Origin of the sequence: Kitasatospora sp. NPDC101183 (assembly GCF_044767945.1) — a bacterium.
Taxonomy (GTDB): Bacteria; Actinomycetota; Actinomycetes; order Streptomycetales; family Streptomycetaceae; genus Kitasatospora.
Window position 1 is genome coordinate 1 of record NZ_JBIWOW010000046.1, and the last position, 15128, is coordinate 15128.

Below are 15128 nucleotides of genomic sequence, written 5' to 3' on the forward strand. Positions count from 1 at the left end.
CCCCCCCCGCGGCCCCCCCCCCCCCCCGCCGGGGGGGGGGCGCCCCCCCCGTCCGGGGGGGGGGGGGGGGGCGGGGCGGGCGCCCCCCCCCCCCCCCCACCCCGCCCGCCGTTCGGGCAGGATGGCCGGCATGACCGACCACTTCCCGTACCGGATCGTGACCGGGCGAGGGGACATGACGCTGCTCTGGCGGCACGGGGAGGGCGACGATCCCGCGGACCTGGCCGTCGACGAGGCCGGGAGACTGCTCGCGTTCGAGGAGCTCCGCCCGATGCAGGACCTCTGCGACCGGCGCGGCTGGAAGCTCGTCCACGAGGGCGGGGCCACCCTCAACCTGGCCCCCGTACGGCGGTGGGTCGAGCAGCCGGGGCCCGGGCCGGTCCACCCGGGGCTGCTGCTGGAGGCCTGGAACTTCTTCGACGACCTCTTCCACACCCTCCGTTCCCGCACGGCGGTCCCCGCCCAGGGCCCGCTGCACGACAACGCCTACGTGAAGCTCTTCGACGGCGAGGACGCCTGGACCCCCGAGGAGGAGTCCGCCGTCCGCACCATCCTCCGCGCGGGCCTCTCCCTCTGGGACCGCGAGTCGCAGGACCGCCGGTGAGCCGCGCCGGCGCGGCCTGGGGCCGGACAGGCCCTACGCGCCGACGGGCACTGCCGCCGCCGGGCGGTCCCGGGCCGCCCAGCGGGCGACCGGGCCCATGGCGTAGCCGGCGGCGAGGAACACGCCGCCGAAGACGAGCCAGCCCGCCAGTCCGCCGTCCAGCAGGAGCGAGGTCAGCAGCAGCGGCCCGAGGGTGCGCGCGACGGCGACGCCCGTGCCGAAGAATCCCTGGTACTGGCCCATGCGGTCCGGGGGCGCGAGGTCGAAGCCCAGCTGCCAGGAGCCGGCCGACTGCCGCATCTCCCCGGCGACTTGGAGAGCGGCCCCGGCGACCAGCAGCGCGCCGACGGCCCACAGCGGCACGTCGAGCGCCGACAGCCCGCACACCGCGCAGGACAGGAGCAACAGCACACCGGCCGAGCGGACGGCCCGCACGGCCGAGTCCAGGCCGTCCACGTCGCGCGCCGCGCGGACCTGGAAGAGCAGCACCGCCCCGGTGTTGAGCACGAACAGCGCCGACCCGAGCCAGCCGAGCCCCGGCGCCCGCTGGGCGATCCACAGCGGCAGGATCAGGCTGAGCAGCGGCATCCGCAGCAGCAGCACGGTGTTGACCAGGGTGACGGCGGCGTAGCGCCGGTCGCGCAGCACGGCCAGGCGCGGCCCGGCGGCCTCGCCGGACCCGGCCGGCGCGGGCGGGACTTCGGGCAGCCGGCACAGCAGCAGTCCGCCGGCCAGCAGGCCCAGGACCGTCACCACGAAGGCGCCGAGGTAGGCCTCGCGCGTGCCGACGGTGAGCGCGACGCCGCCGATCGCGGCGCCGACGGCCAGCCCGCCGTTGAGCGTGGACTGCAGGTGCGCGAGCAGGCCCGTCCGTTCGGCGCGCGGGACGAGTCCGGCGACGAGGGCCTGGCGGGCGGCGGTGAGCCCGGACTGCGCGGTGGCGTACAGGCAGACGGCGAGCAGGAACGGCAGGTAGGCGCGGATCACCAGGAAGGCGGCGACGACGGCCGAGGCGGCGAGCGCGAGGGCCACGGCCGTACGGCGCGGGCCCCGGCGGTCGGCGAGGTGGCCGAGCGGGACCCCGGCGACGGAGCCGACGGCCCAGCCGACGGCGAGCCCGGCGCCGAGCGCGGTGGCCGACATCCCGACGACGCGGGTGAAGTAGAGCGCGGAGCACGTGTAGTAGGCGCCGTCGCCCACCGCGCTGGCCAGCTGCGCGGCGGCGAGGGTGCGCTGGGGCCCGGCGGGTGGGAGCAGGGTGAATCGGGGCTCGGGCACGTCTCTCCTGTTCAACGTCCGGGGTGTGCGCCGCGGCGTGCGCCCCGACTACGGGGCGCGGGCCGCGCTTTCGCAACCCTTCGCAGTGACGCTCGCCACCCGGCGGCGGCGTCCCGGCCAGACTAGGCGCCGAGTGGACCGGCGGGAAGGTCCAGTGATCTTGGATTTTCCTGGGCCACTTCCGGCTGCCGCCGCACCGCCGGGCGAGCGCTGAACTCCCGTACGAGAGCGCCCTGTTGCCCCTCCCCCGTGCCCCGCAGGGCCACCGCCCGTACGGCCGAAGCGCCGTCCGTACCCGCTCGGAACGCGCCCCGGAGGGGGCCGGATTCCCGCTCCACGGAGCAAACTTGGCCGTGTTGACCGGTCTGTGGAGCCCTCCTATGCTCGACGGCGTTCGCGATCCGCCGTCGGGGCCCGGGCCGTAGCGCCCCGCCCGTTCCGGCGCCGTCAACCGGCTCGAAGGGTTCCTCCCATCAGCACCTCCATCGCGCCCTCGGACTCCAGCGGCCAGCCCTCGCCCACCGCCCACGACACCTGCTCGGTGGACGGCGGCCGCCGCCGGTTCCTCACCTACCTGCTGGCCGCGCCCACCCTCACCGTCGGCGCCGGCCTGGACGCCGCCGCGCCCGCGAGCGCCCACGCCGCCGTCCGCGAGGCCGCGACAAAAGCCGCCGCCGCCCCGCAGTTGCTCGGCCTGCCCGGCATCCCGGACATCCTCGACCTCGGCGACGCGATGATCCTCGCCGGCCTGCCGACCTCGAACCTGCTGGTGCTCGAGGTCACCGCCGCCGGACGGGCCGTGCTCCACCTCCCCCGCCTGGAGGTCGGGCAGGGCCTCACCACCGCGATGGCGATGCTCGTCGCCGAGGAGCTCGACGCCCGCCTCGCCGACGTGGACGTGCCGCTCTCCGACGGCCGCCCCGAACTGCTCTTCAACCAGCTCACCGGCGGCTCCAACTCGGTGCGCTCCCTGTACGATCCGGTGCGCGCCGCGGCCGCCGCCGCCCGCGCCCGGCTGGTCACCGCCGCCGCCAACCGCTGGGGCCTGCCCGCCTCCTCCCTGCGCACCGCCGACTCCGCGGTGACCGCCCCGGACGGGCGCAGCGCCGGCTTCGGCGAACTCGCCGCCGACGCCGCCGCCGTGGCGGTGCCCGCCGTGCCCGCCACGCCCAAGCCCGCCGACCAGCGCCGCCTGGTCGGCCGCCCCACCGGCCGGATCGACGCCCGCGACATCGTCACCGGCCGCGCCAAGTACACCGGGGACCTCCAGATCCCGGGCGCCGTGCCCACCGTCGTCGCCCGGCCGACCACCATCAACGGCACCCTCAAGTCCCTGGACGCCTCGGCCGCCCGCGCCATGCCCGGGGTGCTCGGCGTGGTGCAGATCCCCACGGGCGTCGCCGTCCTCGCCGAGACCTTCTACCAGGCGCTCAAGGCCAGGGACGCGCTGCGCCTGGCCTGGAACCCGGGGCCGGTCGCGAACCTCTCCACCCCCGACATCCGGCGCAAGCTGCGCGACGCGAACGCGCCGTTCCTGATCCCGCCCCTGCTCACGCAGTACGTGGACGGGGAGTTCGACTTCGCCTTCGTCAACCACGCGCCGATGGAGGTCCTCACCGCCGTCGCCGACGTCCGGCCGAACCGGGCCGAGCTGTGGTTCGCCTCGCAGTCGCCGATCGTCGCCCAGCAGACCATCGCCGCCGAACTCGGGCTGCCGCAGGGCGCGGTGACGGTCCACGTGGTGCGCGGCGGCGGGTCGTTCGGCCGCCGGCTGTTCTTCGACGCCGCGCTGGAGGCCGCCCAGATCTCCAAGGCGGCCGGCCGCCCGGTCAAGCTGATGTGGACCCGCAACGACGACATGCGCCACGGCCGGATGCGCCCCGCCAGCCACCACCGCATCCGCGCCACGTACGGGCTGCTCGGCCAGGTCGTCAGCTGGGAGCACCGCGCCGCCACCGTGCAGACCGACCTGCGCCACGGCCTCGGCGAGGCGCTGACGGCCGCCGGGTTCAGCCTCTCGCTCGCCGGGATCAGCCTCGCCCAGGCCTTCTTCCTGCTCACCGAGAAGAACCCGTACGACGTCGGCATCCCCACCCAGCTCCTCTCCGAGGTGCCGCTCGACCTGCACACCGGCAGCTGGCGCTCGGTGTACTCGGGCATGGTCCGGGTCTCCGACGAGATCATGATGGACGAGCTGGCGCGCCGGATGGGCCAGGACGAACTCGCCTTCCGCCGCGCCCGGGTACGCGACGCCGTCGGCCGGACCGTCCTCGACACCCTGGCTCAGAAGGGGAGTTGGGGCCGCCCGATGCCCGCCGGAACGGCCCAGGGCATCGGCTACCACGACGAGAACGGCGGCCGCGTCGCCTACCTCGTCGAACTCGACGCCACCGACCGGGCCAACCCCCGCGTCACCAGGGCCGTGGCCGTCGCCGACGTCGGCCAGCCCATCAACCCCCGGGGCCTGGAGGCCCAGTTGACGGGCGCGCTGGTCGACGGCATCTCGGTGATCCTCCAGGCGGGCAACCACATCGACAACGGCGCGGTGCGGGAGGGGAGTTACGCCGACTTCCTCTACGCCAAGCAGCAGAACACCCCGCCCGAGGTGGAGATCCACATCCTGCCGCCCAGCGGCCCCCCGGGCGGCGCGGGCGAGTTGGGCGTCCCGGCCGCCTCCGCCGCCGTCGCCAACGCCTACGCGCGGGCGACGGGCACCAGCCCCCGCTCCTTCCCGATCAGCTTCTAAGGACCACGACCGACATGCCCACCCACACCTTCGTCCTCAACGGACGCTCCGTCACGGTCGAGGCCCCGGACGACATGCCGCTGCTCTGGGTCCTGCGCGACAAGCTCGGCGTCACCGGCCCCAAGTACGGCTGCGGGGTCGGCATCTGCCGCGCCTGCACCAGCCACCTCGACGGCCAGGAGTTCCAGCCCTGCACCCGTCCGGTCAAGGAGTGCGAGGGCCGGACGGTCACCACCATCGAGGGCCTCGCGGACGGCGAGACCCTCCACCCCGTCCAGGAGGCCTGGCTCGCCTGCGACGTCGCCCAGTGCGGCTTCTGCCAGCCCGGCCAGATCATGACCGCCGCCGCCCTGCTGCGCCGCACCCCGAACCCGACGGACGCGGACATCGACCGGATCCAGAACATCTGCCGCTGCGGCACCTACCCGCGCATCCGCCAGGCCATCAAGCAGGCCGCCGCCGCGACCCGCCCGGCGAAGCCCTGAGGGCGCTCGCTACCCTGGCCCGGTGATCAACATCCAGGTGCGCGGCGACGGCGACGAGGTGCTGGTCCGGGCCAGGGACGGGGTGCGGTGGAGTTCCGCCTTCGGCGACGCCCTGGTCCCGGCGCGGTTCCCGCTGCTCTCGGCGCTGATCCCGTACGGGGACGCGATGTTCAACCAGCGGCAGGTGCCCCGGCTGCTCGTGGAGCTCGGCGAGCTGCCCGAGGCGTGCGTCGGGCCGTGGGTCGAGGAGACGCGGGAGCTGTGCCGCTTCGTCGAGGACGGGCCGCACCGCTACCTCTGGTTCGTCGGGGACTGAGCCGACCGGCCGTCAGCCGACCGGCCAGCCGGGGTCGCGGCCGAAGAAGGCGGCGAGCCGGTCGTACGTCGGCGCGCCCTCCGGAGCGCCGACCTCCGGCCCGAACACCCGGTGCTCCGCCTCGGCTCCCCGGAACTCCGGCTTGAGCGCACCGCGCGCCCAGGCCAGCGCCGCCTCGGCCACCTCGTGGTCGAGGCCCTCCGTGGACTGCCCGCTCGCCCGGGCCAGGTCCCAGGCGTGGACGGCGAATTCGGCCGTCTGCTGATCGAGGGCGATCCCGGCCTCCCCCGCGCCGGCGGCCCGCCAGGCGGCGACCAGGCCCTCCGCCCCCGCCTCGAAGGCGTGCAGCCACTCCTCCTCCACCCGCTCGAAGGGCTGTGACCAGTCCGGCTGCCCGCCCTCGGCGCGGAGGGTGAACTGCCGCAGGTCGTGCAGCAGGTGGCTGATCAGATCGGCGACGTCCCAGGAGGCGCAGGGCGTCGGGTGCCCGGCCAGCTCGACGCCCGTGCCGTCGATCAGCCCGGCGGTCTGGGCGAGCGCCCGGGAGAGCAGCCCGGTCGGGTCGTCCGCTGCGGTCATGGCGCGCACCTCTCGATCGGCGGGAAGCGGGTCGGGGTCGAACCGGGCGATCGTAAGCGCCCCCGGGCGCACCACCCCCGCGCGACGCGCACCCGGCCCCTCGCCTCGCAAGTTGAACATGTTCAAGATTCCTGCCAAGGTAGGCCCGTCAAGGCTCGCCGCCCGGATCGGCAGCCGACGAACGATGCCGGGAGGGCGCGCGATGGGGCAGGGACGTTCACGGGGGAGCTCACAGCACAGACGCGCGCTCGGGGTCGCGGCCCTCCTGCTGACCGCTCTCACCGCACTCACCGCCTGCGCCGGCCCGGCCCAGTACGAGGAACGCATCGGGCTCCACGACGCGGCCGCCACCGAGGCCGTCGGCGACTGGGAGGGCGCGGAGCAGACCCGGCTGACGCTCAACCAGGACGGGACGGCCCTCGTCCAGCGCCTCGACGGCCGCGAGTACGACTTCGACAAGGGCTGGCGCCTCTCCGGCACCGGCACCTGGGAGCTCACCGACCGGCCGTCGGGCCAGAACCTCGTCGTCACCATGACGGCGCGCAGCGCGGTGGACCGGCGCGAGGACGTGGTGCCGGCGCAGCGCGGCTCCACCGCGCCCCTCACCTACACCTGGCGCTTCGACGCGCGCCGGGACGCGGGCAGGAAGCTCGAACTGTTCTTCCTCTTCGGCGATCCCGACTCCGGGAACCTCTACCTGCTGACGCACGCGGCGCCCTGACCACCCACGCACCGCAGCGGCCGCCCCGCTCTCGGGGACGGCCGCTCGGCGCACCGGGCGCGCGATCTGGACGGTCAGACCGCCAGAACCGTCAGAACTGTCAGACCGCCAGGGTCTGGCCCGGGAAGATCAGGTCGGGGTCGGCGCCGATGGTCGAGGCGTTCCGGCCGTAGAGGCTGTCGGTGTCGGTGCCGAACTTCGCGGCGATGTCGCTCAGCGTGTCGCCGTCCTTGACGGTGTAGCTGCCGCCGCCGGTGTTCACGGGAGCGGGGGCAGGAGCGGGAGCCGGGGCGGGAGCCGCCGGAGCCTTGGGCGCGGCCTTCGGGGCGGTGGACGCCGCCGGGGCCTTGGGCGCCTTCGGAGCCTTGGCGGCCGCCTTCGGTGCCGCCTGCGCCTGCGCCCCGTCCGAGGTGTCGACGGCCGCCGGGGCGCCGCCCTTCGCGAGGCCCGCCTTCTTCGAGCACACGGGCCAGGCCCCCGGCCCCTGCGAGGCGAGCACCTTCTCCGCGACAGCGATCTGCTGCGCCCTGGTCGCCTGGTCGGCCCGGGGCGCGTACGCCGTCCCGCCGTACGCGGCCCAGGTGGAGGGGGTGAACTGCAGTCCGCCGTGGAAGCCGTTGCCGTTGCTGATGCTCCAGTTGCCGCCGCTCTCGCACTGGGCGACGGCGTCCCAGGTGGAGGCGGTCGCGGCGGAGGCCGAGGTGGCCGTGACGAGGCCGGCCACCGGCAGGACCGCGACGGCGGCGCCTGCGATGACCGCCATCCGTACGCGGTTGCGCTTGGTGACGGTGGGGGTGGTGGCAGCGGTGTTCTCGTGACGGTGAGTCATGAAAGTCCTCTCGGCAAGCCCCGGGCGGGCAGCCGGAACCAGGCCCGGGACACGGGCCGCTCGGTTCCTTGTGCACTCGTCGGGCGGACGGCCACGTGTCGGACGTGCCGTGCCGCCCCGGTCACCGCCACTCGCCGGCGAACTGACGACCTGATCGAGCCGGTCGCGTCGGCGGGCACGGCCCTCGCGCCGGGGGTCAGTCGGCGGGCCGTGCGTCGGGGTGAACCCGGGTGGCGCTCGTTGCGCCGCCCAAGAAGCTACGGGCCGCCCCGGGGCGCGGCAAGCAATTCCTGGTCCTCGCAGGTCAGTTGACTGTTACCGGCGGTATCGATCAAGAAACGACGCCCGGTTCGACCGGGTTTGACCGCATTTTCAACATCACCTGCTCGATTTCCCGTGCCCTCGCTCACACCTCTCCACCCGCGAGAGCGCCCACACCACCCACCCGCCGCCACCAGAAGTCGACGCACCGTCAACTCCCGACCCGGAGTTCCCGCCTCCGCGCGGCCGCCGAGTGATGTGCGCCACATACACCACGTTCCGTGGCCGTACGACTACGCTCAGCCCCCCGCGCCGAGCTCCGCGTCCCGGGCCAGCAGCGCCGCCTGCACCCGGTTCTCGCACCCCAGCTTGGCGAGGATGCGGCTCACGTACGTCTTCACCGTCGCCTCGCTCATGTGGATGCGCGCCCCCGCGTCGGCATTGGAAAGCCCCTCCCCCAGCAGCTCCAGCACCTCCAGCTCCCGCCCGGTGAGCACCTCCAGGCGCCGCCGCGCCTCGGCCGCCCGGGCCGCCGCCGAGGAGGCCCTCCCGGAGGCCAGCGAGTCCACGATGTGCCGGGTGGCGGCCGGGGACAGGAAGGCGTTGCCGCCGGCCGCCGCCCGGACGGCCTGGATCAGCTCGCCCGGCGCGGTGTCCTTCAGCAGGAAGCCCGAGCCGCCCTCGGTCACGGCGCGCAGGACGTTCTCGCGCTCCCCGAAGGTGGTGAGGACGATCGCCCGCGCGCCGGGGGCGACCCTGGCGAGCTCCCCGAGCGCCGTCAGCCCGTCCATCACCGGCATCTGGATGTCCAGCAGCACCACGTCCACCCGGTGCGCCCGGGCCAGGTCCAGCGCCTCCCTGCCGTCCGCGGCCTCGGCGACCACCTCGATGTCGTCGGCGGAGCCCAGGATCATCCTGATCCCGGCGCGGATCAGCGGCTCGTCGTCGGCGACGAGGACTCGGATCACAGCAGGTCATTCCCCTCGAACGGTGTTTCGACCGAAACGCCCATCCAAACATCCCGGCCGCCGCGCACTAGTCGCGCACCGGGTAGTTCAGCTTCTCCACCAGCACGCCGTCCCGGAAGCAGAACCGCATCACGTTCTGCTCCGACCACTTCTCGCTGTCCTGGCCGGACAGGTACCAGCGGCAGTGCGCGCCCTCGGGCCGGTCCGGACCGGAGCCCCGGTAGTCGCCCGTGAAGAAGTCGTTGCCGCGCGGCAGCCGGTCCAGCACCGAGGCCTCCGGCATCCCGACCGTGATCTCCTCGTACACGGGCAGCCGCACCGTCGCGTCGCTGGTCCCCTGGATGAAGGAGACCACCCCCCACACCAGCAGCCCCAGCACGGCCGCCCCCACGCCCACCACGCCGACGGCGCAGCCGAGGGCCGGGCTGCGCCGGCGGCCGGCCGGCTCGTCCTCGGCCGTCAGGCCCGCGAGCACCCAGTCGTCCAGGTCCGAGGAGGCGGCGGCCGCCCCCTCCGCCTCCGCGCCCTCGTACGGGAGGACGGCGGCGAGCCGGAAGCCCTGTTCGGGCGTGGGCCCGGCGTGGACCATGCCGCCGACCAGCCGGGCGCGCTCCCGCAGCCCGGCCAGCCCCTGCCCCCCGCTCACCGGCGCGTGCGCCCCGGCGCGCACGCCCGCCAGCTCCGGCGCGCGCGTGTTGCACACCTCCACCACCAGCGCGTCCGGCTCGTACCGGAGCGCGACCGCGATCGGCGCGCCGGGGGCGTGCTTGTGCGCGTTGGTGAGCGCCTCCTGCACGATCCGGTACGCGGCGTGGTCCACCGCCGCCGCCAGCGGGCGCCGCTCCCCCTCGGCCGTCAGCGCCACCTGCGCCCCGGCCGCGCGGGAGGCGTCCACCAGGGCGGTGATCCCGTCCACCCCGCCGGCGGAGGGCGTCGGCAGCGGCACCGGTGTCACGGCCGTCGACTCGTCGTGCAGCACCCCGACGACCTCGCGCAGCTCGCGCATCGCGGCCACGGCCGCCTGCCGCAGCACGCCGACGGCCTCGCGCTGGCGGTCGTTGAGGGTGCGGTCCACCTCCAGGGCGCCGGAGTGCACCGAGATCAGCGCCAGCTGGTGGCCGAGGCTGTCGTGCATGTCCTGGGCGATGCGGTGCCGCTCGCGCAGCCGCGCCTGGTGCACCACCATCACCCGCTCGCGCACCAGCTGCTGGTTGCGCTCGCGCAGCGCGTCCGTGAGCTCGCGGCGCTGCGCCCGGTAGCGGCCCCAGAGAGCGGGCAGGACGGTGAGCAGCAGGAAGGTGCCCAGCGACAGTCCGATGATCAGCTTGGGCGAGACGGCGGCGCCGTCCTTGAGCGTGCCCGTCACCGTGAAGAGCACCCAGCCCAGCACGAACGTCCCCGCCAGCACCGACACCCGGCGGATCCGCGAGCCCGCCGTCCACCCGGCGAGGATCAGCAGGGGGAAGGGGCCCAGCGCGTAGCCGCCGATCGTCGCGACGGCCAGCAGCACGGAGGCGGGGAAGGCCCGGCGCAGCACGCACAGCAGGGCGGTGGCGATCCCGATCGGGACGGCCGGTCCCGTACGGGCGAGCAGCTCCAGCGCGGTGGCCGTCGCGCCCAGCACCAGGGCGAGCACCGTCTCGCCGACGATCCGCCGCCGCGACCAGGGCCCGGGCAGCGCCGTCCGTACCGCCTTCTTCCAGGCCCGCGCGATCGCATCCACCCGTCGAGGCTACCGAGCCCCTCACCCGGACGGCCGTCGCCGTTCGTCGCCCCCGCCCTCGACGAAAGTCGCGCCCGCCCGGGAGAAGGCCCTACGGGTCGAGCGCCGTGAGCAGCAGCGCCACGTCGTCCACCCCGTGCGCGGGCCGCACCTGCCGCAGCAGCCGCTCCGCGAGCGCCTCCGGCCCCACCGAGGCGCCCGCCTCCACCGCGGCCCTCAGCCGCTCCACCCCCTCGTCGATGGCCGCGCCCGGCTCCTCCACCAGGCCGTCGGTGTACAGCGCCAGCAGCGCGGCTCCCGGCAGCCGCAGCTCACGGACGGGGTAGGCGGCGCCCTCGTCCACGCCCAGCAGCGGGCCGCCGGGCACGTCCAGCACCTCGGCCCGCCCGTCGGGGTGGCGCAGCACCGGCGGCAGGTGTCCGGCGCGGGCCAGGCGCAGGGTGCGGCGGGCCGGGGTGAGCCGGGCCAGGCAGCAGCTGGCGAGCAGGCCCGGGTCGAGGTCCAGCAGCAGCCGGTTCGTCCGGGCGAGCACCTCGTCCAGCGGCTCGCCGCCGCTGGCGAAGGCCCTCACGGCGCTGCGCAGCTGGCCCATCGCGGCGGCCGCGGCGACGCTGTGGCCCTCGACGTCGCCGATGACCAGGGTGAGGTCGCCGTTGGTGGTGAGGGCGTCGTACCAGTCGCCGCCGATCTCCATGCCCTGGGTGCCGGGCAGGTAGCGGGCGGTGATCCGCACGCCGGGCACCTCGGGCAGCCGGTGCGGAAGCAGCGCCTGCTGGAGACCCCGGGCGAGGGCGAACTCGGCGTCGTAGAGGCGGGCGCGCTCCAGGGCCTGGGCGATGAAGCCGCCCAGCGCCGTGAGCAGGCCCCGGTCCTCGGAGGTGAAGGGGCGCGGCCGGTCGAAGCCGAGGATGCAGCTGCCGACGGGGTGGCCGGAGGCGATCAGCGGCAGGAACGCCCAGGCGCCCATCTCGTCGAGGGCCAGGCCCGGGTAGGCGGCGGCGAGGTCGTGCACGGACTCGAAGAAGATCGGGGTGCCGGTGCTGAGCGTCTCCGCGCCGGGGACGCGGGCGCCGACGGGGGTGCCCTCGAAGCCGTCGAGGAAGCCCTCGGGGTAGCCGGTCTGGGAGACGAGGTGCAGCCCGCTGCCGCGCACGGCGTAGAGGGCGAGCTCCTGGCCGCCGAAGGCCGGGAGGATCTGCTCGGCGACGGCCCGGCACACGTCGCGCACGGTGACGGCCTCGGTGAGGGCGCTGGCCAGCTGGAGCAGGTGGTGGGTGCCGCCGAGCGGGGCCGCGGGCGCGGCGGGGGGCGGGGCCGCCTCGGGTCCGGCGACGCCCGTCGGGGTCTCGGCGGCGACGACCCGGCCGGTGACGCCGTGCGCGTCGGGGTAGAGGGAGAAGGCCAGCCAGCCCTGCGGCGGGCGGGAGGCCAGGAAGGCGGTGGGGCGCTGGGAGAGCAGGGCGGCGCGGTAGCGGTTCTCGTAGAAGGGGTCGGCGAGCCAGGGCAGCGCGTCCCAGGGGTGGCGGCCGACGAGGTCCTCGCGGCGGGCGCCGAGCAGGGGTTCGGTGCCGCGGTTGGCGTAGCTGATCCTGCCGTCCGGGTCGAGGGAGAACACGCCCTCGCTGAGCCGCTCGACGGCGGCCGCGGCGGCGGTGAGGGTGCGCACGTCCAGGACGGCGCCGACGAGGTGGGTGCGGCCGTCCGGGATGACGGCGGGGACCCGGGCCCACAGCTCCACCGGGTACGGGTGGCCGTCGCGCCCCAGCACCCGCACGCGGGCCGCCAGCACCTCGCCCTCGGCCAGCGCCGTACGGGCGGCGGCCCGGAACCCGGCCCGGTCGCCGGGGGCGATCCGGGCGTTGAGGGCGGCGACGGTGCCGTCGAACTCGCCGGGCGCGAAGCCGAAGATCTCCCGGAACTGCGCGTCGGCGGCGAGGGCGCCGGTGGCCACGTCCCAGTCGAACAGCCCGACCCTGGCGGTGGGCTCCGTCCCGGAGGGCAGCTCGACCACGGGGGCGTCCGCCGCCGGCTCGACGCTCCCACCCTTCGCCTCCAACTCGCCCAGCCCTAGGGCCAGTTGGCCCGCCACGGCGGCGAGCCTGCGCCGGGCCCGCTCGGGCACCCCCTCGTCCGAGGCCGGCCACAGCACGCTCAGCACCCCGAACCGCTCCCCGCCGCCCGCGACCGGCACGCAGGCCGTCGCGTAGTCGTACGGCAGGCCCACCGCCAGCTGAGGGAAGCGCCGCATCGTGTCCTCGGTGTCCGTCAGCGTCACCGCCCGCCCCGTCCGGAAGCACACGGCGACGGGCAGCGGCCCGGCGGCGGCGATCCGCCGGAACGGGCTCATGATCGACAGCGGCACCCCCGCGATCGTGCACAGCACCAGCGACCGCCGGTCCCGCGACCGCAGGTACACCATCACCCCGTACGCCCCGGTGCGCCCCAACGCCCGCCGGGCGGCCCCCACCAGCAGCTCGTCCCGCTCGGGGTCCTGCTCCCGCGCCCCCTCGGGCGGATGCGGATGGCGCATGCTCTTTTGCTACGCCGGGCCCCCACCCCTGTCAAACGCTGCCGTTCGCTCAGAGTCCTCCGAGGTCGATCTCCACGGCGTACGGCGCCACCGCCTCGACCCGCCCGAGGAACACCTCACCCGCCCGGTAGGCCCGGGCCGCCTCGTCGAGCACGTAGGTGTGGACGACCGGCACCCGGCCCGCGGCCTGCTCGACCCGCCAGTAGAAGGGGATGCCCGCCGTCGCGTACTGGTCGAGCTCGACCACCCGATCGGTGGTCTCCGATCCCGGGGAGACCACCTCGACGAGCAGCAGCACGTGCTCCGGCCTGGTCGGCGACTCGTCGATCGTGTCCGCCCGGTAGACCACCACGTCCGGGCGGCGGTTGTTGAGCGGCACGTCCTGCAGCCGGACGTCGAAGTCCGTGTCGGCGTTCCACTCCCCGCCCCCGGCCTCGTCCAGGGCGTTCGCCAGCAACCGCGCGAGGCGGTTGTGCCTCTTGGAGGCGCTGGGGCTCACGACCACCATCCCGTCGACGACCTCGATGCCGGCGCACTGCTCCTCGCTCCAGGAGTCGTACTGCTCGCTGGTGATCTGCCGGTGCATCCACTCCGGAGCGATCATCTCGGCCGTCACTGCGTACCTCCCCTGAGCTGTGGGCGGGCCGGTCCCGTGCGCGGCTCAGCCTAGTCCTCCGGGGGCGGGGGTTTCCCAGGGCTTCGCGGGGTGTTGGATATCCTGCGGGGTCGGGGCAGGGGTTCGGCAGGGGAGTGGGAGCGGGTATGCGGTCGCCGTCGTCCGAGGGCAGGGAGCGGGATGCGGCGTGGGAGTGGGAGGGCGGGGACGGCGGCGGGCCGGCGGCGCCCGGGGAGGTCGTCAGCGGGGATGCGGCGCCCCGGCGGCGGGTGCTGCTGGCGGGCGCCGGAGCGCTGGCGGCGGCGGGGGCGGCCTGGGCGCTGGGCCGTTCGGGCGACGGGGCGGGGCCCGCGCCGCGCCCCCGGCCGACCGCGCTGTCCGGGCCGACCCCGCTGTGGACGTACCGCGGCCCGGAGGCGATGACCCCGGAGCGGCTGGTCCGCCCGCCGGGCCGCCCGCTGTACGTGTCCGAGACCGGCCTCCAGGTGCTCGACCCCGCCTCCGGCGAGCCCGCGCGGCTGCTCCCCTTCGAGCGGCCCGACCCGCGCTGGCCCAGCGACGCCGACCGGCTCGGCAAGGTCGTCCTCGGCCCTGAGCACCTCTACTCCTCCGCCTCCGTCGGCCACCTCGACGCCCGCCACCTCACCGACCCGACCGCCGACTGGAGCCTGCCGCTGCCGCCCGAGGTCATCGGCCCGGACGCGCCGCCCTTCGACCGCCCGGGCCTGTCCGCCTGCGAGAACGGCGTCCTGTACGGCTTCGACTGGGGCCGCTACCGGGGCGAGGACGCGACCCCCGACAACCTGGTCTTCGCGCTGCGCCTGGCCGACCGCTCCCTCCTGTGGTCCGTCCACGGCTCGCAGGGCGAGCAGCCGGTCACCACCACCGCCTCCGGCACCCGCGTCGTCTGCGTGCGCACCCTGGGCAACCGCGCCGCGCTCGTCCTGCGCGACGCCGCCACCGGCCGGGAGCTGTTCACCGCCCCCGGCGCCGAGGACCTGCGCTGGTGCGCGGCCGGCCCGCAGCACGTCTTCGTCCCCGACGGCAACGGCGGCGTGCAGGCCCTGCGCCCCACCGGCGAGCCGCTGTGGACGCACTCCCCCGCCCGGGGCGAGTCCTGGCGGTCGCTGCCCCCGCTGGCGGACGGCGCCCAGGTGTACGTCCCCCGGGACGACGGCCTGGTCACCGGGCACGACGCGGCCACCGGCAAGGTCCGCTGGACGGCCCGGCTGCCGTTCCTGCTGGACCGCCGCAGCCGCCCGGTCGTCGTCGGCTCGACCCTGTTCGTGCCCGGGACGGCCACCGGCGGGGTCAGCGCGGTGAACACCGCCGGCGGGCGCCTCCTGTGGACGTTCCGCGACTCGGGCCCCGGCCGGGACGTCTGGTCGCTGGCCGCCGACGCCGAGCGCCTCTACGCGGGCCACGACGACGTCCTGCACGCCCTCCCCCTGGCCTGACCCCCCTTCGCCGAA

General features: G+C 75.6%; 13 protein-coding genes. 6 read left to right on the forward strand and 7 right to left on the reverse strand.

Translation table 11 applies throughout. The annotated features are described in order from the left end of the window. Nucleotides 1-130 precede the first annotated feature (130 nt). Nucleotides 131-604, forward strand: a complete 474-nt coding sequence (locus ACIRRS_RS36715; protein WP_402980826.1) for a hypothetical protein — start codon at nt 131-133, stop codon at nt 602-604. 33 nt (nt 605-637) lie between these two features. Here the strand turns inward: ACIRRS_RS36715 and ACIRRS_RS36720 are convergent, their stop codons facing one another. After that, nucleotides 638-1882 (reverse strand): MFS transporter, encoded by a 1245-nt coding sequence (locus ACIRRS_RS36720; protein ID WP_402980828.1) that lies wholly within the window; start codon nt 1880-1882, stop codon nt 638-640. A gap of 541 nt (nt 1883-2423) precedes the next feature. On the opposite strand from ACIRRS_RS36720, the gene ACIRRS_RS36725 reads away from it, so the two are divergent. Genes ACIRRS_RS36725 through ACIRRS_RS36735 form a run of 3 tightly spaced genes read left to right on the forward strand, consistent with a single transcriptional unit; the run spans nt 2424 to nt 5429 of the window. Beyond that, complete coding sequence (locus ACIRRS_RS36725; protein WP_402980831.1) at nt 2424-4628, forward strand: molybdopterin cofactor-binding domain-containing protein; 2205 nt, start codon at nt 2424-2426, stop codon at nt 4626-4628. 14 nt (nt 4629-4642) lie between these two features. After that, nucleotides 4643-5113: a (2Fe-2S)-binding protein gene (locus ACIRRS_RS36730; RefSeq protein ID WP_402980834.1), complete on the forward strand. Its 471-nt coding sequence runs from the start codon at nt 4643-4645 to the stop codon at nt 5111-5113. 22 nt (nt 5114-5135) lie between these two features. Further along, nucleotides 5136-5429, forward strand: coding sequence for a hypothetical protein (locus ACIRRS_RS36735; protein WP_402980837.1), 294 nt, complete (start codon nt 5136-5138; stop codon nt 5427-5429). Between the two features lie 12 nt (nt 5430-5441). Here the strand turns inward: ACIRRS_RS36735 and ACIRRS_RS36740 are convergent, their stop codons facing one another. Then, nucleotides 5442-6008 carry a TIGR03086 family metal-binding protein gene (locus tag ACIRRS_RS36740; protein ID WP_402980840.1) on the reverse strand — a complete coding sequence of 189 codons (567 nt, stop codon included), beginning with the start codon at nt 6006-6008 and terminating at the stop codon, nt 5442-5444. 202 nt (nt 6009-6210) lie between these two features. Here ACIRRS_RS36740 and ACIRRS_RS36745 point away from each other — a divergent pair, with 202 nt between their 5' ends. Continuing rightward, entirely contained in the window at nt 6211-6729 is a 519-nt protein-coding gene (locus ACIRRS_RS36745; protein WP_402980843.1) for a hypothetical protein, read from the forward strand. A gap of 100 nt (nt 6730-6829) precedes the next feature. Here ACIRRS_RS36745 and ACIRRS_RS36750 read toward each other — a convergent pair whose 3' ends face one another. From ACIRRS_RS36750 to ACIRRS_RS36770, 5 genes are all read right to left on the reverse strand, one after another. Beyond that, complete coding sequence (locus tag ACIRRS_RS36750; protein ID WP_402980846.1) at nt 6830-7558, reverse strand: transglycosylase family protein; 729 nt, start codon at nt 7556-7558, stop codon at nt 6830-6832. 560 nt (nt 7559-8118) lie between these two features. Further along, a complete protein-coding gene (locus ACIRRS_RS36755) occupies nt 8119-8787 on the reverse strand; it encodes a response regulator (RefSeq protein WP_402980849.1) in 669 nt (222 codons plus the stop codon). Between the two features lie 67 nt (nt 8788-8854). Further along, on the reverse strand, nt 8855-10510 hold the full coding sequence (locus tag ACIRRS_RS36760; RefSeq protein ID WP_402980852.1) for a sensor histidine kinase: 1656 nt from the start codon (nt 10508-10510) through the stop codon (nt 8855-8857). Nucleotides 10511-10601: 91 nt separating this feature from the next. After that, nucleotides 10602-13040, reverse strand: a complete 2439-nt coding sequence (locus ACIRRS_RS36765; RefSeq protein WP_402980855.1) for a SpoIIE family protein phosphatase — start codon at nt 13038-13040, stop codon at nt 10602-10604. A 49-nt stretch (nt 13041-13089) separates the two neighbouring features. Then, the gene (locus tag ACIRRS_RS36770; RefSeq protein ID WP_402980858.1) at nt 13090-13656 is read right to left on the reverse strand and encodes a Uma2 family endonuclease; all 567 of its coding nucleotides are present in this window, start codon (nt 13654-13656) and stop codon (nt 13090-13092) included. A gap of 146 nt (nt 13657-13802) precedes the next feature. Between ACIRRS_RS36770 and ACIRRS_RS36775 the strand changes: the two genes are divergently transcribed. Then, complete coding sequence (locus ACIRRS_RS36775) at nt 13803-15113, forward strand: PQQ-binding-like beta-propeller repeat protein (RefSeq protein WP_402980861.1); 1311 nt, start codon at nt 13803-13805, stop codon at nt 15111-15113. Nucleotides 15114-15128: the final 15 nt, after the last annotated feature.